The 19710-nt window shown below is 65.6% G+C and carries 17 protein-coding genes; 14 read left to right on the top strand and 3 right to left on the bottom strand.

Going from position 1 to position 19710, the window contains the following annotated elements; all coding sequences use genetic code 11:
* The first annotated feature begins 387 nt into the window (after positions 1-387).
* The 14 genes from NLR35_RS03000 to lpxB all read left to right on the top strand — a co-directional run bounded on the left by NLR35_RS03000 (position 388) and on the right by lpxB (position 15312).
* Entirely contained in the window at positions 388-1377 is a 990-nt protein-coding gene (locus tag NLR35_RS03000) for a 30S ribosomal protein S2 (protein ID WP_006611110.1), read from the top strand.
* 131 nt (positions 1378-1508) lie between these two features.
* Positions 1509-2432: a translation elongation factor Ts gene (gene tsf, locus NLR35_RS02995; protein WP_257165056.1), complete on the top strand. Its 924-nt coding sequence runs from the start codon at positions 1509-1511 to the stop codon at positions 2430-2432.
* A gap of 74 nt (positions 2433-2506) precedes the next feature.
* Positions 2507-3223 carry a UMP kinase gene (gene pyrH / locus NLR35_RS02990; protein WP_257165055.1) on the top strand — a complete coding sequence of 239 codons (717 nt, stop codon included), beginning with the start codon at positions 2507-2509 and terminating at the stop codon, positions 3221-3223.
* Between the two features lie 162 nt (positions 3224-3385).
* The gene (gene frr / locus NLR35_RS02985) at positions 3386-3949 is read left to right on the top strand and encodes a ribosome recycling factor (RefSeq protein ID WP_006611107.1); all 564 of its coding nucleotides are present in this window, start codon (positions 3386-3388) and stop codon (positions 3947-3949) included.
* Positions 3950-3961: 12 nt separating this feature from the next.
* Positions 3962-4720: an isoprenyl transferase gene (locus tag NLR35_RS02980; RefSeq protein ID WP_257165054.1), complete on the top strand. Its 759-nt coding sequence runs from the start codon at positions 3962-3964 to the stop codon at positions 4718-4720.
* Positions 4717-5604, top strand: a complete 888-nt coding sequence (locus NLR35_RS02975) for a phosphatidate cytidylyltransferase (RefSeq protein WP_257165053.1) — start codon at positions 4717-4719, stop codon at positions 5602-5604. The genes NLR35_RS02980 and NLR35_RS02975 overlap by 4 nt, the downstream gene beginning before the upstream one ends.
* Positions 5605-5644: 40 nt before the next feature.
* The gene (dxr, locus tag NLR35_RS02970; RefSeq protein ID WP_257165052.1) at positions 5645-6868 is read left to right on the top strand and encodes a 1-deoxy-D-xylulose-5-phosphate reductoisomerase; all 1224 of its coding nucleotides are present in this window, start codon (positions 5645-5647) and stop codon (positions 6866-6868) included.
* Positions 6869-6907: 39 nt separating this feature from the next.
* Complete coding sequence (gene rseP / locus NLR35_RS02965; protein ID WP_257165051.1) at positions 6908-8059, top strand: RIP metalloprotease RseP; 1152 nt, start codon at positions 6908-6910, stop codon at positions 8057-8059.
* 172 nt (positions 8060-8231) lie between these two features.
* The gene (gene bamA / locus NLR35_RS02960; protein WP_257165050.1) at positions 8232-10778 is read left to right on the top strand and encodes an outer membrane protein assembly factor BamA; all 2547 of its coding nucleotides are present in this window, start codon (positions 8232-8234) and stop codon (positions 10776-10778) included.
* 112 nt (positions 10779-10890) lie between these two features.
* The gene (gene lpxD / locus NLR35_RS02955) at positions 10891-11955 is read left to right on the top strand and encodes a UDP-3-O-(3-hydroxymyristoyl)glucosamine N-acyltransferase (RefSeq protein WP_257165049.1); all 1065 of its coding nucleotides are present in this window, start codon (positions 10891-10893) and stop codon (positions 11953-11955) included.
* The gene (fabZ, locus tag NLR35_RS02950) at positions 11955-12413 is read left to right on the top strand and encodes a 3-hydroxyacyl-ACP dehydratase FabZ (protein WP_006611100.1); all 459 of its coding nucleotides are present in this window, start codon (positions 11955-11957) and stop codon (positions 12411-12413) included. Before lpxD ends, fabZ begins: the two co-directional genes overlap by 1 nt.
* Before the next feature lie 30 nt (positions 12414-12443).
* A complete protein-coding gene (gene lpxA, locus NLR35_RS02945) occupies positions 12444-13256 on the top strand; it encodes an acyl-ACP--UDP-N-acetylglucosamine O-acyltransferase (RefSeq protein ID WP_257165048.1) in 813 nt (270 codons plus the stop codon).
* Between the two features lie 5 nt (positions 13257-13261).
* Entirely contained in the window at positions 13262-14119 is an 858-nt protein-coding gene (locus tag NLR35_RS02940; RefSeq protein WP_257165047.1) for an LpxI family protein, read from the top strand.
* Positions 14116-15312: a lipid-A-disaccharide synthase gene (lpxB, locus tag NLR35_RS02935; RefSeq protein WP_257165046.1), complete on the top strand. Its 1197-nt coding sequence runs from the start codon at positions 14116-14118 to the stop codon at positions 15310-15312. Before NLR35_RS02940 ends, lpxB begins: the two co-directional genes overlap by 4 nt.
* A 168-nt stretch (positions 15313-15480) precedes the next feature.
* Here lpxB and NLR35_RS02930 read toward each other — a convergent pair whose 3' ends face one another.
* From NLR35_RS02930 to gltX, 3 genes are all read right to left on the bottom strand, one after another.
* Entirely contained in the window at positions 15481-16254 is a 774-nt protein-coding gene (locus NLR35_RS02930) for a dienelactone hydrolase family protein (protein WP_257165045.1), read from the bottom strand.
* Between the two features lie 271 nt (positions 16255-16525).
* Positions 16526-17830: a citrate synthase gene (gltA, locus tag NLR35_RS02925; RefSeq protein ID WP_257165044.1), complete on the bottom strand. Its 1305-nt coding sequence runs from the start codon at positions 17828-17830 to the stop codon at positions 16526-16528.
* 330 nt (positions 17831-18160) lie between these two features.
* Positions 18161-19597, bottom strand: coding sequence for a glutamate--tRNA ligase (gene gltX, locus NLR35_RS02920; protein ID WP_257165043.1), 1437 nt, complete (start codon positions 19595-19597; stop codon positions 18161-18163).
* Positions 19598-19710: the final 113 nt, after the last annotated feature.

Here is a 19710-nt window from a genome sequence, read left to right as displayed (position 1 = left end):
CACAGTCCACTGTCCTTGTTCCCGGCCTTGAAAGTTCCGAGTTCACGGTGGGATTCGAATGAAGCGACGGGCGTTTTTCGGGCAGTCTATCGCTGCTGGTAGCGGGGTGTGTCGGGGCGGGGCGTCATGGCTGCAGCCTCCGCCGGCGGTGATGACAAGGGCCCGTCGACCTCGTGCCCTCCCAGGAAAGCCAGGCCCGGATTGGCATGGCGGAGCTTCTGCAGGCCGAATAGGCCCATTTTCCTTGCGTTGCGCCAAAATCCGGCTATATAGCGCGCCATCTCACACGGAAACTTGGCTCTCCTAGAGGGCGTCCGGTGGCAAGCCGGGCCGAACGGCCCGTTTTTGCTCACGCGTTTCCGGAGGAATCAACCGGAGAATATCCAAATGGCGTTGCCTGAATTCACCATGCGCCAGCTGCTCGAAGCTGGCGTGCACTTTGGTCACCAGTCTCACCGCTGGAATCCGAAAATGGCCGATTTCATTTTCGGAAGCCGCAACAACATCCACATCATCGATCTCGCCCAGACCGTGCCGCTGATGCACACGGCGCTGCAGGCGGTGAGCGACACCGTCGCCAAGGGCGGCCGCATCCTGTTCGTCGGCACCAAGCGCCAGGCGCAGGACAACGTCGCCGACGCGGCCAAGCGCTGCGCGCAGTATTTCGTCAATTCGCGCTGGCTCGGCGGCACGCTGACCAACTGGAAGACGATCTCGGCGTCGATCAAGCGTCTGCGCCATCTCGACGAGGTGCTGTCCTCGGGCGAGGCGAACTCCTACACCAAGAAGGAGCGCCTGACCCTGCAGCGCGAGCGCGACAAGCTCGACCGTTCGCTCGGCGGCATCAAGGACATGGGCGGTCTGCCCGACATGATCTTCGTGATCGACACCAACAAGGAAGACATCGCGATCCAGGAGGCCCAGCGCCTCAACATTCCGGTCGCCGCGATCGTCGACACCAATTGCGATCCGAAGGGCATCACCTACGTGGTCCCCGGCAATGACGACGCCGGCCGCGCCATCTCGCTGTATTGCGACCTGATCGCGCGCGCCGCCATCGACGGCATCTCGCGCGCCCAGGGCGAGCTCGGCATCGACGTCGGCGCCTCGGCTGCGCCGCTGGAAGAGGATCTTCCGGCTGCATCCGCCTCCACGTTCCAGGGGCTGCCCGGTCCGCGCGGCACCGCTGACGATCTCAAGAAGCTGACCGGCGTGTCCGGTGCGATCGAGAAGAAGCTGAACGACCTCGGCATCTTCCACTTCTGGCAGCTCGCCGAGCTCAATCACGACACGGCCCACCAGATCGGCGAAGAAGTCGGTCTGCCGAGCCGGGCCGACGCCTGGGTCGCCCAGGCCAAGTCGCTCGCCGACGCCTAAGACGACACGACAAGAATCTGGCCGGCGTCGCACGCCGGCCATCGCGACTGAGATAGGTATTTTTCCTGGCAGCGGACGGCGATGTGCCTTCCGCTGCGTCGCGCTTTGGACAGGCAAAAGGACGTTCAACAATGGCGAATATCACCGCAGCGATGGTGAAGGACCTGCGCGAGTCGACCGGCGCGGGCATGATGGATTGCAAGGCCGCGCTCACCGAGAACGGCGGCGACATGCAGGCCGCGCAGGATTGGCTGCGCAAGAAGGGCCTGTCGAAGGCCGCCAAGAAGGCCGGCCGCGTCGCGGCCGAGGGCCTGATCGGCGCGCTGACCTCGGGCAAGAAGGGCGTGGTCGTCGAGGTCAATTCCGAGACCGACTTCGTCGCGCGCAATGAGCACTTCCAGGGCCTGGTCAAGATGATCGCCCAGGTCGCGCTCGACGTCGGCGCCGACGTCGAGAAGATCAAGGCCGCCAAGGTCGGCAGCATCACGGTCGAGGCGGCGATCGCCGATTCGATCGCGACCATCGGTGAGAACCAGACGCTGCGCCGCGCGGCTGCGCTCGAAGTGAGCGAAGGCGTGGTGTCGAGCTACGTGCATGGCGCTGTCATCGAGGGCGCCGGCAAGCTCGGCGTCATCGTCGCGCTGGAGTCGCCGGGCAAGACCGACGAGCTCGCGGTGCTTGGCCGCCAGCTCGCGATGCATGTCGCGGCTGCCAACCCGCAGGCGATCGATGCCGCCGGTCTCGATCCGGAACTCGTCAAGCGCGAGAAGGACGTGCTCGCCGACAAGTATCGTCAGCAGGGCAAGCCGGAAAACGTGATCGAGAAGATCGTCGAGTCCGGCCTGAAGACCTACTACAAGGAAGTCACCCTGCTCGAGCAGGCCTTCATCCATGACAGCGGCAAGTCCGTTGCCCAGGCGCTGAAGGAAGCCGAAGGCAAGGTCGGTGGTCCGATCAAGGTTGCCGGCTTCGTGCGCTATGCGCTCGGTGAGGGCATCGAGAAGGAAGAGACCGACTTCGCTGCCGAAGTCGCTGCCGCCAGCGGCAAGAAGTAACGACTGAGAACGGTCATGATCCGGCGCGGTCTTCGCGCCGGATCTCAACGCGCGGGATAGGGACATATTGGCACATGGCTGAGCCGGTCTATCGTCGCGTCGTGGTCAAGCTGTCCGGCGAGTATCTCGCCGGCCCGCATTCCCATGGCATCGACCAGCCGACCGTCGATCGCATCGCCGACGACCTGATCGCCGCCCAGAAGCTCGGAATCGAGATCGCCGTCGTCGTCGGCGGCGGCAACATGGTGCGCGGCGTCGAAGTGTCGTCGCAAGGCGTGTCGCGCCCGACCGGCGACACCATGGGCATGCTGGCCACCGTCATGAACTGCCTCGCCTTGGAGGCCGCGATCCAACGCAAGGGCAGCCCGGCGCTGGCACTGTCCGCCTTCGTGATGCCGGAGGTCTGCGAGCTGTTCACGCGCGCTGCGGCGCACAAGGCGCTTGCAGAGGGGCGCATCGTCGTGCTCGGCGGCGGGACCGGCAATCCCTATTTCACGACCGACACCACGGCCGTGCTGCGCGCCGCCGAGATCGGCGCCCAGGCCGTGCTGAAGGCCACCAATGTCGACGGCGTCTACAGCGCCGATCCCAAGAAGGATCCGGCCGCGAAGCGATTCGACCGGTTGACCCATTCCCAGGCGATCGAGGGCGGCTACAAGGTCATGGACGCCACGGCGTTCGCTCTTGCCCGGGAAACATCGCTGCCTATCATTGTGTTCTCCATCGCCGAGCCCGGCGCGATCGGCGCGATGTTGCGGGGCGAAGGGCGCGGCACCGTCGTCGCGGGGTGAGCGCGACACCGTCCGCTGCCGGTGTTGGACCGAACCCGGGGCTGCGGTAGAAGCAGAACGACACAGAATTCGTCCGGGACTCGCCAGGTCCGGCCTTGGATCTCCGCGCAGGAGGTCCGGTCGAGCCGGCAGGGGGCCCGGGTTGCAGGAAAGGAAAGCGTGATGAGCACGGGCAATTTCGACCTCAACGAACTGAAGCGCCGCATGCAGGGCGCCACCCAGGCGCTGAAGCACGAACTCGGCGGCCTGCGCACCGGCCGCGCTTCGGCGTCGATGGTGGAGCCAGTCCAGGTCGAGGCCTATGGCTCGCACATGCCGCTCAACCAGCTCGCCACCGTTTCCGTGCCCGAGCCGCGCCTGCTCTCGGTGCAGGTCTGGGACCGCTCCATGGTCAAGGCCGTCGAGAAGGCGATCGTCGATTCCAATCTCGGCCTGTCGCCGGCGACCGAAGGCCAGGTGATCCGGCTGCGCATTCCCGAGCTCAACCAGGAGCGCCGCAAGGAGCTGGTCAAGGTTGCGCACAAATACGCCGAGCAGGCCCGTGTCGCCGTCCGCCACGTCCGCCGCGACGGTCTCGATACCCTGAAGAAGCTCGAGAAGAATCACGAGATGTCCGAGGACGACCAGGAGCGCTTCGCCGGCGACGTGCAGAAGGCGACCGACAGCGTGATCTCGGAGATCGACCAGCTGCTGGCGGCGAAGGAAAAGGAAATCCTCACCGTCTGAAGGATGCGCCTGATGTCCAAAGCCGCGGCCCCGGTGACGGAGGCGCCGGACCGGTCCGACGGACCGGCCCATGTTGCCATCATCATGGATGGCAATGGCCGCTGGGCTGCGGCACGCGGTCTGCCGCGCGCGGAGGGGCATCGCCGCGGTGTCGAGGCGCTGCGCCGCGTGGTGCGGGCCTGTGACGAGCTCGGCATCCGCTATCTCACCATCTTCTCGTTTTCATCGGAGAACTGGTCGCGGCCGGCGAGCGAGATCGGCGATCTCTTCGGCCTGTTGCGTCGCTTCATCCGCAACGATCTCGCCACGCTGCACCGTGATGGCGTGCGCGTTCGGGTGATCGGCGAGCGCGACGGACTGGAGCCCGACATCTGCGCGCTGCTCGGCGAGGCCGAGGAGCTGACGCGAGCCAACACCAAGCTGACGCTGGTCGTCGCCTTCAACTACGGCTCGCGCCAGGAGATCGCGCGCGCGGCGCAGCGTCTCGCGCGCGAGGTCGCGGAGGGACGGCGCGATCCGGCCTCGATCGATGCGGACGCGATCGGCGCTCATCTCGATGCTCCCGATATTCCCGATCCCGATCTGATCATCCGCACCAGCGGCGAGCAGCGGCTGTCGAACTTCCTGATGTGGCAGGCGGCCTATAGCGAACTGGTGTTCGTGCCCCAGCATTGGCCCGATTTCGACAAGGCGGCGCTCGAGGGCGCGATCGCCGAGTTCGGCCGGCGTGAACGCCGCTTCGGCGGCCTCGTGGCGAAAACCGCCTCGTGACCCACCCCGAGACCGCAGCCGCCGGAGACGCCGCTAATCCCGCGCAGCGCGATGACGCCGCGCCGGCCAAGAAGGCTGGTCCGAGCAACCTCGTGATGCGAATCGCGGCAGCCCTCGTGCTGGTGCCGCTGGCGCTGGGCGCGGCCTATGCCGGCGGCGTGTTCTGGACCGCCTTGGTCACGGTCGTCGCAGTCGGGCTGTATCTCGAATGGCTGATGGTGATCGGCGAGATCCGCACCGCCAGCGTCGGCACGGCCGGAGCCATGGCCATCGCGACGGCTGGAATCTGTGCTGCGTTCGGTCTCATCGACTTTGCCGTGGTCGTGCTCGCGCTCGGCCTCGTTGCGGTTGCGGCCCTCGCAGCCGGCCGCCGGCTTTGGGTCGCCGCGGGGTTTGTCTACGCCGCCGGCGCCGAACTCGCGTCCGTGCTGGTCCGCTTCGACCAGCAGCAGGGCTGGCACGCGCTGGTGCTGGTGTTGCTCGTGGTCTGGGCCAGCGATATCGGCGGCTATGTCGCCGGACGCAGCATCGGCGGCCCGAAGCTGGCGCCACGGATCAGTCCGAACAAGACCTGGGCCGGTGCGATCGGTGGCTTCGTCGCGAGCCTGGTCGCCGCGGCGGGCTGGTCTTTGGCAGGGGCTGGCGGCGTGCTCGCGATGCTGGCCGTGGCGGCGGTGCTGTCGGTCGTGTCGCAGCTCGGCGATCTCGCGGAGTCCGCGGTCAAGCGGCACTTCGGTGTCAAGGATTCAAGTCACATCATTCCCGGCCATGGCGGCCTACTGGACCGCCTGGACGGCTATGTCGCTGCGATCGTGTTCGCAGCGATCGTGGGTTTGCTGCGCGGCGGCCTCGATGGCGTCGGCCGTGGTCTTTTGGTTTGGTGACAGGCAGCATCGCTGGCCGGTCGAGATGTTTGGTGAGATCATGAGCGCAGTGCCATTGCGGAACAACAAGGCGATCGCGGCTGAGGTGCGCAGCATCACCGTGCTCGGCGCCACCGGCTCGATCGGTGATTCGACCATGGACCTGCTGCGCGGCGCGCCGGAGCGCTACCGGGTCGAGGCGCTGACCGGCAACAGCAACGTCGAGGGCCTGGTGAAGCTGGCCCGGGAGTTCAATCCGCGCTTCGTCGCGGTTGCCGATCCGGCCCGGCTCGGCGAACTGCGCGAGGCGCTGGCCGGCACGGGGATCGAATGCGGGGCAGGAGAGAGCGCCATCATCGAAGCCGGCGCGCGTCCGGCCGACTGGGTGATGGCCGCGGTGTCCGGCGCGGCCGGCCTGAAGCCGGCGCTGGCCGCCGTCGACCGCGGCGCGACCGTGGCGCTCGCCAACAAGGAGTGCCTGGTCTGCGCCGGCGATTTCTTCATGGAACGCGCCGCGCAGGCCGGCGCCTGCGTCCTGCCGGCCGATTCGGAGCACAACGCGCTGTTCCAGGCGCTGTCCTCCGGCAATCGCGAGGAGCTGGTCCGCGTGATCATCACGGCCTCCGGCGGCCCGTTCCGCACCTGGGCGCCCGCCGACATCGAGCAGGCGACCCTGGCACAGGCGCTCAAGCATCCGAACTGGAGCATGGGCCAGAAGATCACGATCGATTCGGCGTCGATGATGAACAAGGGCCTCGAGGTGATCGAGGCGTCGTACCTGTTCGCGCTGTCGCCGGACGAGATCGACGTGCTGGTCCATCCGCAGTCGATCGTCCACGGCATGGTCGAGTTCTCCGACCGTTCGGTGGTGGCCCAACTCGGCGCGCCGGACATGCGGATCCCGATCGCGCATTGCCTCGGCTGGCCGGAACGCATCAAGGGACCCTCGGCGCGGCTCGATCTCGCCAAGATCGGCACGCTCACCTTCGAGGCGCCGGACTTCGAGCGGTTCCCCGGGTTGCGGCTGGCCTATGAGTCGCTGCGCACCGGCCGGGGCGCGACGACGGTGTTCAATGCGGCGAACGAGATCGCGGTGGCCGCCTTCATCGCCGGACAGATTCGATTCGGGGCGATCGCCCGGCTGGTGGAGGCCACTCTCGAACATTGGGCGCGGTCAGGTAATTTGGCACCCCTCAGCTCGGCTGACGATGCGATCGCCATTGACCATGATGCGCGAAAAAGAGCTGCGGCCCTCTTGCCTGAAATCGCCGCAAAAGCATCTTAGAGGGTTGGACGGGCCGACGGCCCGCGGGAAGGTAGTCGGATGACCGAATTTTTCCACCATATTTTCAATATGTTGAGCAGCGGCCTGCTCGGCACCATCATCCCCTTCCTGTTCGTGCTGACGATCGTGGTGTTCTTCCACGAGCTCGGTCACTTCCTGGTCGCGCGCTGGTGCGGCGTGAAGGTCTTAACGTTTTCGCTCGGATTTGGTCCGGAACTCATCGGTTTCAACGACCGGCACAACACGCGCTGGAAGATCTCCGCCATTCCGCTCGGCGGCTATGTGAAGTTCTTCGGCGATGAGTCCGAGGCGTCCACCCCGTCGACCGAGGCGCTGGCCAAGATGACGGCCGAAGAGCGCGCCGACAGCTTCCATCACAAGACGGTCGGGCAGCGTGCGGCCATCGTGGCGGCCGGCCCGATCGCCAATTTCATCCTCGCCGTGGTCATCTTCGCCGGCATGGCGCTGTATTTCGGCAAGCCGAACACCACGCCGCGGGTCGACGCGGTGCAGCCGGACAGCGTCGCGGCCGCCGCCGGGTTCAAGACCGGTGACGTGATCGCCGCCATCGATGGCCGGTCGATCGAGACGTTCGGTGACATGCAGCGCATCGTGTCGGTCAACGCCGGCACCGAGCTGACCTTCCTGATCAAGCGCGACGGCTCCGAGATCACCCTGAAGGCGACGCCGGCGCTCCAGGAGCGCAAGGACACCTTCGGCAACAGCCACCGAATCGGCGTTCTCGGCATCCAGTACAACGCCAAGCCGGACGAATCGCGGGCGATCCCGGTCGGGTTCCTCGAATCGATCAAGTTCGGCTTCGAGCAGGTCTGGTTCATCATCACCACGACCTTCAAGTTCATCGGGGCCCTGTTCGCCGGGAGCGGCAATGCTGGCGATCTCGGCGGTCCGATCCGCATTGCCCAGCTCTCGGGCCAGGCGGCGAGCCTCGGGTTCCAGGTGCTGGTCAACTGGTGCGCGATGATCTCGGTCTCGATCGGGCTGCTGAACCTGTTCCCGGTGCCGCTGCTCGATGGCGGACACCTGCTGTTTTACGGGTTCGAGGCCGTCCGCGGCCGTCCGTTGTCCGAGCGGGCCCAGGAGATGGGGTTCCGAATCGGGCTGGGGCTCGTCCTGATGCTGATGGTCTTTGCAACCTATAACGACATCCTGCACCTCGCGGGCTCGTGAACGCGGCGTTTTTACGACGTGGCGGATAGGCAACGTTTTGAAACGAATTTGAAAATTCGGAGACATCCGGCGTTTGCCGTCAGGTCCAAATTGGCTACAAGCGAACGACAAATGGGAATCTGTCGGTTCGGTAGGGGTACCGGATCGGCCTCGGAATAAGGGCGCGTAGCGCATGAAGTTCGGATTGCGGGTGCGGGGGGGCTTGGCGGCCGCCTTTATCATGTTCGCTGGATCGGCAGCTTTGCCGGTGGCGAGCGTGGTTGTGTCGTCGCCAGCTGCGGCTCAGACGGTCAACTCGATCGAAGTTGTCGGCAACCGCCGCGTCGAGCTGGAGACGATCCGCTCATACTTCAAGCCGGGTCCCGGCGGCACGCTGGACGCGGGTCGGGTCGATGACGGCCTCAAGGCCCTGATCGAGACCGGCCTGTTCTCGGACGTGAAGATCAACCGCCAGGGTGGCCGGCTGATCGTGACCGTGGTCGAGAATCCGGTGATCGGCCGCGTTGCCTTCGAGGGCAACAAGAAGGTCAAGGACGAGCAGCTCCAGGGCGAAGTCCAGTCGAAGCCGCGCGGCACCCTGTCGCGGCCGATGGTGCAGTCGGACGCCCAGCGAATCGCCGAGATCTATCGCCGGTCGGGCCGCTATGACGTGCGCGTCACGCCCGAGATGATCGAGCAGCCGAACAACCGCGTCGACCTTGTCTTCACGATCGAGGAAGGCGCCAAGACCGGCGTGAAGTCGATCGAATTCGTCGGCAACAATGCCTTCTCGTCCTATCGCCTGAAGGACGTGATCAAGACCCGCGAGACCAACCTGCTGAGCTTCCTGGGCTCCGGCGACGTCTACGATCCGGACCGGGTCGAGGCGGATCGCGATCTGATTCGCCGCTTCTACCTGAAGAACGGCTATGCCGACGTGCAGGTCGTCGCCGCGCTCAGCGAGTACGATCCCGAGCGCAAGGGCTTCATGGTGACCTTCAAGATCGAAGAGGGTCAGCAGTACCGGGTCGGCTCCGTCGACTTCCAGTCCACGATTTCGACGCTGGATCCCAATTCGCTGCGTGGCTACTCCCGCGTCTCGGTCGGCTCGCTCTACAACGTCGAGAACATCGAGAAGTCGGTCGAGGAGATGCAGATCGAGGCGTCCCGGCGCGGCTATGCCTTCGCCGTGGTCCGTCCGCGTGGCGACCGCAACTTCGAGGCTCACACCGTGTCGGTGGTGTTCGCCGTCGACGAGGGTCCGCGCACCTACATCGAGCGCATCAACATCCGCGGCAACACCCGCACCCGCGACTACGTCATTCGCCGTGAGTTCGACATCTCCGAGGGCGATGCCTACAACCGCGCCCTGGTCGACCGTGCCGAGCGCCGCCTGAAGAACCTCGACTTCTTCAAGGACGTGAAGATCTCGACCGAGCCGGGCTCGTCGAGCGACCGCGTCATCCTGGTGGTGAACCTGGAAGAGAAGTCGACCGGTGACTTCTCGATCTCGGGCGGCTACTCGACCACCGACGGCGCGCTGGCTGAGGTCTCGATCTCCGAGCGCAACTTCCTGGGCCGCGGCCTGTTCGCCAAGGCGTCGGTGACCTACGGCCAGTTCGCCCGCGGCTACTCGCTGTCCTTCGTCGAGCCCTATTTGCTCGACTACCGCGTGGCGCTGGGTCTCGACCTCTATCAGCGCCAGCAGCTCGCCAACAACTTCATCTCCTACGGCACCAAGACGCTCGGCTTCAGCCCGCGCCTCGGCTTCCAGCTGCGTGAAGACCTGTCGCTGCAGCTGCGCTACTCGATCTACCGCCAGGAGATCACGCTGCCGCAGACGCTGTCGAACTGTAACAACGGCGGTGGTACCAGCACGCTGCCCTTCAACCCGACGCCGGCGTTCATCAACGCCAATCCCGGCAACCCGCAGGCTGCGGCGATCGGTGCGGCGACGGGTGGCCTGGGCTGCTTCTCGGATGGCGAGGCCTCGCTGCCGGTCCGCCAGGAACTGCAGAAGGGCGCGACGCTGACCTCGGCGCTGGGCTACACGCTGAACTACAACACGCTCGACAACAACAAGAACCCCACCGACGGCCTGCTGGTCGACTTCAAGCAGGACTTCGCGGGTGTTGGCGGCGACGTGTCGTACCTGAAGACGGCGTTTGATGCGAAGTACTTCACCCCGCTGGTGTCGGACATCGTCAGCATCGTCCACCTCCAGGGCGGCATCCTGAACAAGATCGGCAACACGCAGCTGCGCATGCTCGATCACTTCCAGATGGGTCCGAACCTGGTTCGCGGCTTCGCTCCGAACGGCATTGGTCCGCGCGACATCAATCCGTTCGGCACGCAGGATGCGCTGGGTGGCACCAAGTACTGGGGCGCTTCGCTCGAACTGCAGATGCCGTTCTGGTTCCTGCCCAAGGAGACTGGTCTGAAGGGGGCCGTTTACGCCGATGCTGGCGGTCTGTGGGGCTACCAGGGGCCGACGTCCTGGGCCCAGACCGGCGAGGTCAATGTTGCCGGCTGTCAGGCGCCCTCGCGTAACCCGAACAACCCGGGCACCTGCCTTGGCCTTCAGTTCAACGACCAGAACACGGTCCGGACGTCGGTTGGTGTGGGTCTGGTGTGGGCGTCGCCGTTTGGTCCGCTGCGCTTCGACTATGCGATCCCGCTCACCAAGGGTCAGTTCGACCGGACCCAGGAGTTCCGGTTCGGCGGCGGTACCTCGTTCTGAGCCTGAGCCCCCAAAATCCGGGTTGGCATCCACCAACCCGGCCGGTGTAAGAGATGAGAGCTCGGTTCCGGGAGACTGGAGCCGGGCTCTGATGTTTTGAGAGTGTGACGGGATGGCCCAGCCGACCTTCTTCCAACCTCCACCCCCGACGACCCTGGCGGCGATCGCAGCGAAGGCGAATGCGGTGCTCGTCGACGCCTCCCAGGGCGACAGGGTGATCAAGGGGCTCGCCTCGCTGGACGAGGCCGGGCCGATGCATCTGGCGTTCTTCGACAACCTCAAATACGCCGATCAGCTCGCCCGCACCAAGGCCGGCGCCTGCCTGGTGAGCCCGCGTTTCGAGGCGCGGGTGCCGGCGCATGTCGCGGTCGTCAGGGCCAACCAGCCGTTCCGCGCCTTCGTGCAGCTGGCGCGCGAGTTTCATGCCGACGCGCTGCGCCCGCAACCCTGGTTCGGCGACGACGGCATCTCGCCCCAGGCGATCATCGACCCCAGCGCCCGGCTGGAGGATGGCGTGATCGTCGAGCCCTTGGCTGTGATCGGCGCCCATGTTGAGATCGGCTCGGGCACGATTGTCGGCGCCGGCGCCGTGATCGGCGCCCACGTCAAGATCGGCCGCGACTGCAATGTCGGCGCCCGGACCGTCATCCAATGCGCGCTGATCGGCAATGACGTGCTGATCCATCCCGGCTGCAGCATCGGCCAGGACGGCTACGGCTTCATCTTCTTCGGAGCCAACGGCCACACCAAGGTGCCGCAGACCGGGCGCGTGATCATCCAGAATTATGTCGAGGTCGGCGCCGGTACGACGATCGACCGCGGCAGCCTCCGCGACACGGTGATCGGCGAAGGCACCAAAATCGACAACCAGGTGCAGATCGGCCACAATGTCACAATCGGGAGACATTGCCTGCTGGCGGCCCAGATCGGACTGGCAGGCAGCCTTACGATCGGCGACAACGTCGCCCTTGGGGCGAAGGTCGGTATCAACAATCACCTCACGATCGGTGATGGCGCCCAGGTGACCGCCATGAGCGGCGTCAAGGACGACATCCCGCCGAACGGACGGTGGGGCGGCTTCTTCGCCAAGCCGACCAAGCAGTGGTTCCGCGAGATCGTTGCGGTGGAACGGCTGGTGCGTGATCAGGCAGCGAGCAGGGACGAAGGACGGGAGTGATGGAGGAGTCACCCATCAAGTTTGCGGACATCGACATCAACGAGATTCTGAAGACGCTGCCGCACCGTAACCCGTTTCTCCTGATCGACCGCGTGAAGAACATCCGGGCCGATTACAGCGGCATCGGCGTCAAGAACGTCTCGTTCAACGAGCCGTGCTTCCAGGGCCATTTCCCGGAGCGGCCGGTGTATCCGGGCGTGCTGATGATCGAGGGCATGGCGCAGACGGCCGGCGTGATCGGCATCAAGTCGGTCGAGGGCACGGAAAAGCCGCGCGCGGTGTATTTCCTCACCATCGACAAGTGCAAGTTCCGCAAGCCGGTGCTGCCGGGCCAGACCATCGAGTATCACATGCGCTCGATCGGCCGCCGCAAGACGATGTGGTGGTTTCACGGCGATGCCAAGGTCGACGGCGTTGTGGTCGCCGAGGCCGATGTCGGCGCGATGCTGACCGACTGAGCGTGAGACGAGAGAGTTGGTTGCGTTGAGATGAGCAAGATTGATCCCACCGCCCGCGTCGAGGATGGCGCCGTGATCGGCGAGGGGACCGTGATCGGTCCCTATTGCATCATCGGCCCGAACGTCGTGATCGGCGCCAACTGCAAGCTGATCAGCCAGGTCCAGATCATGGGCCACACCACGCTCGGCGACGACAACGTCATCTCGCCGTTCGTCGTGCTCGGCGGCGCGCCGCAGGATCTCAGCTATCGCGGCGAGCCGCACCGGCTCGAGATCGGCTCCGGCAACACCTTCCGCGAAGGCGTGACGATGAACATCGGCACCACCAAGGGCGGCGGGTTGACCAAGATCGGCAACGCCGGCTTCTTCATGAACAACGCGCATGTCGCGCATGATTGCGTCGTCGGCAACAACGTGATCTTCGCGACCTCGGCGACGCTCGGCGGCCATGTCGAGGTCGGTGATGCCGTCTATATCGGCGGCCTCTCCGCCGTGCATCAGTTCACCCGCATCGGCCACGGCGTGATGGTCGGCGGCGTCTGCGGCGTGCGCGGGGACATCATTCCCTATGGCCTCGTCAACGGCCAGTATGCCGCGCTGGAAGGCCTCAACGTCATCGGCATGAAACGGCGCAAGTTCACCCGCGAGCGGCTCGCCACCGTGCGCGCCTTCTATCAGAAACTGTTCCACGGTCCCGGCGTGTTCGCCGACCGCCTCGTGGCGGTGCAGCCGATGGCCGGCGACGATCCGGCCATCGCCGAGATCCTCGCCTTCATCGGCGGAGGCCGTCACCGCGCGCTGTGTTTGCCGGACATCGGCAGATCCGCGCCGACCGAGCTCTGACGGCTATGTGCGGGCAGGCCAGCGAGACCACACCGCCGGTCGGCTTGATCGCAGCCGGTGGCGTGCTGCCCTTCGCGGTCGGCGACGCCATCGTTGCGCGCGGGCAGACGCCGGTGCTGTTCGCGCTGAAGGGCATCTGCGATCCCAAGCCGCTGGCCCGCTTCCGTCATCACTGGATCGGGCTCGGGCAGCTCGGCAATGCCTTGAAGCTGCTCAAGGCCGAAGGCGTCCGCGACCTGATGTTCATCGGCAACCTCGTGCGCCCCGCGGTCTCCGAGATCCGCTTCGACTGGGGCACGCTGCGCGAGCTGCCCTACATCTGGTCGGCGTTCCGCGGCGGCGACGATCATCTGCTGTCGGGCGTCGGGCGCATCTTCGAGCGCCATGGCTTCCATATGATCGGCGTGAAGGACGTCGCGCCCAACCTGCTGGTGCCCGAGGGGCACCTGACGCGCAGCCGGCCGAATGATCTCGTCACCGGCGATATCGCCAAGGGGCTCGCTGTGCTGCGTGCGATGGCGCCGTTCGATGTCGGGCAGGCGGTGGTCGTGATCGATGGCCATGTCGTCGCGCTGGAGGACATCGAGGGCACCGACGGGCTGCTGGCCCGCGTGGCGCGTCTGCGCGCCGATCGCCGCATCCGCTCGGCCGTGGGGCGGGGCGTGCTGGTGAAGGCGCCGAAGGCCGGCCAGGACCTCCGCTATGATCTGCCGACGATCGGCCCGCGCACGGTCGAAGGTCTCGCGGCGGCTGGCCTTGCCGGCGTCGCCGTCGCATCGGCCCACACGCTGCTGGCCGATCCGCAGGAAACTGTATCGGCCGCCGATCGCGCCGGCGTGTTCATCACCGGTGTGACTGCGTGACGGCGCAGCTACCGGACGGCCCGGCCATCCGCAGGATCTGCCTGGTGGCCACCGAAGAATCCGGCGATCGCCTTGGCGCCAGGCTGATGAAGGTGCTGCGCCAGCGCCTCGGCGACGGCGTTGCGTTCTCGGGTGTCGGCGGTCGCGACATGATGCGAGAGGGGCTCGTCTCGCTGTTTCCGATCGAGGAGCTCTCGATCATGGGCTTCACCGGCGTGTTGAAGCAGCTGCCGAAGATCCTCCGTCTGCTCCGCCAGACCGTGGACAGTGTCGTGGCAAGCCAGCCCGACGTGCTCGTCATCATCGACAGCCCCGATTTCACGCAGCGCGTCGCCAAGCGCGTGCGCGCCAAGGACTCCTCGATTCCGATCGTGAACTACGTCGCCCCCACCGTGTGGGCGTGGCGGCCGGGCCGGGCCCGCACGATGCGCGGCTATATCGATCATGTTCTGGGCCTGCTGCCGTTCGAGCCGGAGGCGTTTCAAAGGCTGGGCGGGCCGCCCTGCACTTATGTCGGCCATCCCCTGATCGAGCAGCTCGCCAGCCTGCGCCCGAGCGCAGCGGAGCAGGCGCGCCGCGATGCCAAGCCGCCGGTGCTGCTGGTGCTGCCCGGCAGCCGCCGCAGCGAGGTCGCCCGCCACGTCGCCGTGTTCGGCGAGACGCTGGCGCGCTTGCGGGCACAAGGCATCGCGTTCGAGGCGGTGGTGCCAACCACGCCGCATCTCGAAGCCGCCGTCAGGGCAGGGGTGGCGAGCTGGCCCGTGGCGCCGCGGATCATCACGGACGAGGCCGAGAAGCGCGCAGCTTTTCGAAGCGCCCATGCGGCGCTCGCGAAGTCGGGCACGGTCACCCTGGAGCTCGCCATCTCCGGCGTGCCGATGGTGACGGCCTATCGTGTCGGCGAGGTCGAGGCCTTCATCCTGCGCCGCCTGGTCAAGGTCCAGTCGGTGATCCTCGCCAATCTCGTGATCGGCGAGAACGTCATTCCGGAGCATTTGCAGGAGGCCTGCACCGCCGACAACCTCGCGCCCGTGCTGGTCGATCTGCTGAGCAACGGCCCGATCCGTGCACGCCAAGTCGCAGCGTTCGACCGGCTCGACGACATCATGTCGACCGGCGCTGCCTCGCCCAGCGAGCGCGCAGCCGAGGTCGTTCTGGCCACGATGCGCGGCGGACCGCGGGGCACGCCCTGACAACAAAGACGGTCTCGTAGGGTGGGCAAAGGCGCGGCCGTGCTCTTTCCTGACGGAGACTCGTAGTCGCGCCGTGCCCACCATCTTCTGCTCGGGTCGTCGATCGACGGTGGGCACGCTGCCGCCTGGCGGCGGCCGCTTTGCCCACCCTACGGCACGACACCAGCATCACTTCAATCGCTCCAGGAAAAAGCTGGTTGCCCGTGCAAGCGCGTCCGCGGCCTCGGGGCGTGCCGCGTCGAAGTCGAAGCCATGGCCCATTCCGGAATAGACCACCAGGTCGGCCTCTCCGCCTGCTGCTTGGGCTGCTTCGACCAGCGCCTTGCCGGATGACAGCGGCACGTTGCGATCGGCATCGCCGTGCAGCGCGAGCAGGGGCGGCAGATGAAACGCGCCCGCCTCCTGAACGTCGGGACGCCCGGCGTAGAGCACCACCATCGCCGTGATGCGTGGATCCGCGGCGGTGGCTACCGCAAGGAAACCACCATTGGAGAAGCCGAGAAGCCCGATCTTGCCGGAGAAATTTTCCCGGCGAACAAGCAGAGAGACCACGCCGCGGACACGCTCCGACCATGTCGCAACATGAGCCGAGAAATAGGCCTGCCGGATTTTTGGATCAGCGGAGCTCATCTGGCCGAGGTCGTTTGCGTCGTAGTAGGCGACGAGAGCTGCATCGATGCCTTTCGCGGCCAGCGCCTGGGCATAGCGGGAATACGCGGCCGCAAACCGCTCGATCCCCTGCGCGCCATGGAGGATGATCACGGCCGGCCGCTGACCTTCATGCTGACCGGCAAACAACTTGATCGTCATGGACGCGTCGGGCGCGGATACGGTCAGTTCCTGCGCAACCGCATCCACTGCGCACGCCGGCGTTGTGTGGACGAAAGCCAGCCCGATCGCCGCGATACACAACGTTCGGAAAGTCGCGAGCCGTTTCGCCATCGCTCTTGCCTTATGAGTTGAACAGCAGTGAGCCGTAGGGTGGGCAAAGGCGCCGCCGTGCTCTCTCCACTCATGAGATCGCGGAGGCGCCGTGCCCACCATCTTGCCGCTGAGTTCGCTGATCGACGGTGGGCACGCTGCCGCCTGGCGGCGGCTGCTTTGCCCACCCTACGGCTGCTCACCAGCTTCAGCGCAAGCACAGCCGGCCGCAATAAAAAAGGCCCGTCCAGCGTGGACGGGCCTTGGATCTGATCTCACGCGTGCTGTTTGATCAGCCGCGCTTGTCCATCTCGACATAGTTGCGCGTGGCGACGCCGGTGTAGAGCTGGCGCGGACGGCCGATCTTCTGCTGCGGGTCCTCGATCATCTCGCTCCACTGGCTGATCCAGCCGACGGTGCGGGCGACCGCGAACAGCACGGTGAACATCGAGACCGGGAAGCCCATCGCCTTCAGGGTGATGCCCGAGTAGAAGTCGACGTTCGGATAGAGCTTGCGGTCGATGAAGTACTGGTCGCTCAGCGCGATCTTCTCGAGCTCCAGCGCAACCTTCAGCATCTGATCGTCGGCGTGGCCCGTCTCCTTGAGCACCGCGTGACACATCTTCTGCATGATCTTGGCGCGCGGGTCGTAGTTCTTGTAGACGCGATGGCCGAAGCCCATCAGGCGCACGTCGCTGTTCTTGTCCTTCACCTTGGCGATGAAGTCCGGAATCTTGTCGACGGTGCCGATCTCGGCCAGCATGTTCAGCGCGGCCTCGTTGGCGCCGCCATGCGCCGGGCCCCACAGGCAGGCGATGCCGGCGGCGATGCAGGCGAACGGGTTGGCGCCCGAGGAGCCGGCGATGCGCACCGTCGAGGTCGAGGCGTTCTGCTCGTGGTCGGCGTGCAGGATGAAGATCTTGTCGAGCGCGTCGGCGAGAACCGGGTTCGGCTTGTAGTCCTCGCACGGCACCGCGAAGCACATGTGCAGGAAGTTCTCGGCGAAGGACAGCGAGTTCTTCGGATAAACGAAGGGCTGGCCGATGGTGTATTTGTAGGCCATCGCGGCCAGGGTCGGGATCTTGGCGATCATCCGCATCGACGCGATCATGCGCTGCTTCGGATCGTTGATGTCGGTGGAGTCGTGGTAGAACGCGGCCAGCGCGCCGACCGAGGCGACCATGACCGCCATCGGATGGGCGTCACGGCGGAAGCCGTGGAAGAAGCGCGACATCTGCTCGTGCACCATCGTGTGATGGGTCACGCGGTAATCGAAGTCCTTCTTCTGCGCGGCGGTCGGGAGCTCCCCGTACAGCAGCAGATAGCAGGTCTCGAGGAAGTCGCCCTTCTCGGCGAGTTGCTCGATCGGGTAGCCGCGGTATTCCAGGACGCCGGCGTCGCCGTCGATATAGGTGATCTTCGACTGGCAGCTGCCGGTGGAGGTGAAGCCGGGGTCATAGGTGAACATCCCGGTCTGGGCGTAGAGCTTGCCGATGTCGATGACGTCGGGGCCCACGGTGCCGCTCAGGATCGGAAGATCGAAATTCTTGTTGCCGACGGTGAGGGTCGCGGTCTTGCTTGCGGAGTTTGCGTCCATCGTTTGTCCCCGATGAGATCGTTAGGCTGATCGTTAGTCTTGGCCCTTGTTCTTTGTCAGAGATGGCAGGGCGGGTGGACTTTATCTAGTGCAGCTTCTTTGACATTCGCGTCAGCGACGTTCGCATCACTCTTGCTGCGAAGACCTTAAGCGAAGGTCAAATCCGAAACTGCACTGGAATCTTATACTTACTAGTGTCCTTCGGCTCTCACATCCGTCAACGAGCCCGCCGCAACGTGGTTTGAATGTCAAAGCCTAGAACGCCTTTTGGTGCCGCACAGATGCGTATCGTATTGCCCTGTGCGCTGCAAGATGGGGGTAAATGAGACCTTATGCGGTGGTCTGATCCTTAAGACGGCCTAAGGATTCATCACGCCCGAGGATGGCGAGAACGTCGAAAATGCCGGGTGAAGTCGTCCGTCCGGTCAGCGCGGCGCGCAGCGGCTGCGCCACCGCGCCCAGCTTGAGATTGTTAGCTTCCGCGAACGCACGCAGCGCGGCTTCCGTGGCGGGCCCGCTCCAGGACTCGACCGCGGCCAGCGCGTCGTGCAGCCGGCCGATCAGGGCGCGGCTCTCCGGCGTGAGCAGCGCGGCGGCCTTGGCATCGATCGGAAGCGGCCGGTCGGCGAAGATGAAGGCGGCGCCATCGATCAGCTCCAAGAGCGTCTTGGCGCGCTCCTTCAGGCTCGGCATCGCCTGGGTGAGCTGCGCGCGGGTGGCGTCGTTGAGCTTGGCCTTCAGCGCCGCGCCGTTCGGCACGTAATTCAGCACGTCCTCGAACTGGCGGACCAACGCGGCGTCGGCGCTGTGCCGGATGTAATGGCCGTTGAGATTCTCGAGCTTGGCGAAGTCGAAGCGCGCCGCCGAGCGGCCGATCGCCGGCAGGTCGAATGCCCCGATCATCTCTTCGGTGGAGAAGATCTCCTGGTCGCCATGGCTCCAGCCGAGCCGCACCAGGTAATTGCGCAGGGCGGACGGCAGATATCCCATGGCGCGGTAGGCATCGACGCCGAGCGCGCCGTGGCGCTTCGACAGCTTCGATCCATCAGGCCCATGAATCAGCGGGATGTGCGACATCGACGGCACCGTCCAGCCCAGCGCATCGTAGATCTGCTTCTGGCGCGCGGCGTTGATCAGATGGTCGTCGCCGCGGATCACGTGGGTGACGCCCATGTCGTGGTCGTCGACGACCACCGCCAGCATGTAGGTCGGATTGCCATCGCCTCGCAGCAGCACGAGATCGTCGAGATTCTCGTTCTGCCAGACCACGCGGCCCTGCACCTGGTCCTCGATCACGGTCTCGCCGGTCAGCGGCGCACGCAGCCGGATGGTCGGCTTGACGCCCTCGGGCGCCTCCTTCGGATCGCGGTCGCGCCATAGGCCGTCGTAGAGCCGGGTGCGGCCCTCGGCGCGCGCCTTCTCACGCATGGCTGCCAGTTCTTCCGCCGTGGCATAGCAGCGATACGCCATGCCGCTGGCGAGCAGCTGCTCGGCGACCTCGCGATGCCTGGCGGCGCGGCTATATTGGTAGATGACCTCGCCGTCCCAATCGAGCTCAAGCCATTTCAGCCCGTCGAGGATCGCCGTGATGGCCGCATCGGTCGAGCGCTCGCGGTCGGTGTCCTCGATCCGCAGCAGCATCTTGCCGCCGCGGCCGCGCGCATACAGCCAGTTGAACAGGGCCGTCCGGGCGCCTCCGATGTGGAGAAAGCCGGTCGGGGAGGGGGCAAAGCGCGTGACGATCGGTGAGGTGGTCGGGGTGGTCATGGGCGGCAGCACGAAATCCAGGCAGGGGCTGTAAAGGGCGGGGGGTGTATAGCAGGCCTACCGCATAACTAAAGCCTTCCTTGGGGCAGGCGGATTTGGCAGATAGGCTGCCA

The organism is Bradyrhizobium sp. SRS-191 (assembly GCF_024586915.1).
Taxonomy (GTDB): Bacteria; Pseudomonadota; Alphaproteobacteria; order Rhizobiales; family Xanthobacteraceae; genus Bradyrhizobium.
Note: the sequence above shows the minus strand (reverse complement) of the source record. Positions and strands in the feature narration are given on the sequence as shown.

Bases quoted from the DNA above. Each gene is read 5' to 3' on its own strand.
- NLR35_RS03000 (WP_006611110.1), top strand. From the start codon at position 388: ATGGCGTTGCCTGAATTCACCATGCGCCAGCTGCTCGAAGCTGGCGTG.
- tsf (WP_257165056.1), top strand. From the start codon at position 1,509: ATGGCGAATATCACCGCAGCGATGGTGAAGGACCTGCGCGAGTCGACC.
- pyrH (WP_257165055.1), top strand. From the start codon at position 2,507: ATGGCTGAGCCGGTCTATCGTCGCGTCGTGGTCAAGCTGTCCGGCGAG.
- frr (WP_006611107.1), top strand. From the start codon at position 3,386: ATGAGCACGGGCAATTTCGACCTCAACGAACTGAAGCGCCGCATGCAG.
- NLR35_RS02980 (WP_257165054.1), top strand. From the start codon at position 3,962: ATGTCCAAAGCCGCGGCCCCGGTGACGGAGGCGCCGGACCGGTCCGAC.
- dxr (WP_257165052.1), top strand. From the start codon at position 5,645: ATGAGCGCAGTGCCATTGCGGAACAACAAGGCGATCGCGGCTGAGGTG.
- rseP (WP_257165051.1), top strand. From the start codon at position 6,908: ATGACCGAATTTTTCCACCATATTTTCAATATGTTGAGCAGCGGCCTG.
- bamA (WP_257165050.1), top strand. From the start codon at position 8,232: ATGAAGTTCGGATTGCGGGTGCGGGGGGGCTTGGCGGCCGCCTTTATC.
- lpxD (WP_257165049.1), top strand. From the start codon at position 10,891: ATGGCCCAGCCGACCTTCTTCCAACCTCCACCCCCGACGACCCTGGCG.
- fabZ (WP_006611100.1), top strand. From the start codon at position 11,955: ATGGAGGAGTCACCCATCAAGTTTGCGGACATCGACATCAACGAGATT.
- lpxA (WP_257165048.1), top strand. From the start codon at position 12,444: ATGAGCAAGATTGATCCCACCGCCCGCGTCGAGGATGGCGCCGTGATC.
- NLR35_RS02940 (WP_257165047.1), top strand. From the start codon at position 13,262: ATGTGCGGGCAGGCCAGCGAGACCACACCGCCGGTCGGCTTGATCGCA.
- NLR35_RS02930 (WP_257165045.1), bottom strand. From the start codon at position 16,254: ATGGCGAAACGGCTCGCGACTTTCCGAACGTTGTGTATCGCGGCGATC.
- gltA (WP_257165044.1), bottom strand. From the start codon at position 17,830: ATGGACGCAAACTCCGCAAGCAAGACCGCGACCCTCACCGTCGGCAAC.
- gltX (WP_257165043.1), bottom strand. From the start codon at position 19,597: ATGACCACCCCGACCACCTCACCGATCGTCACGCGCTTTGCCCCCTCC.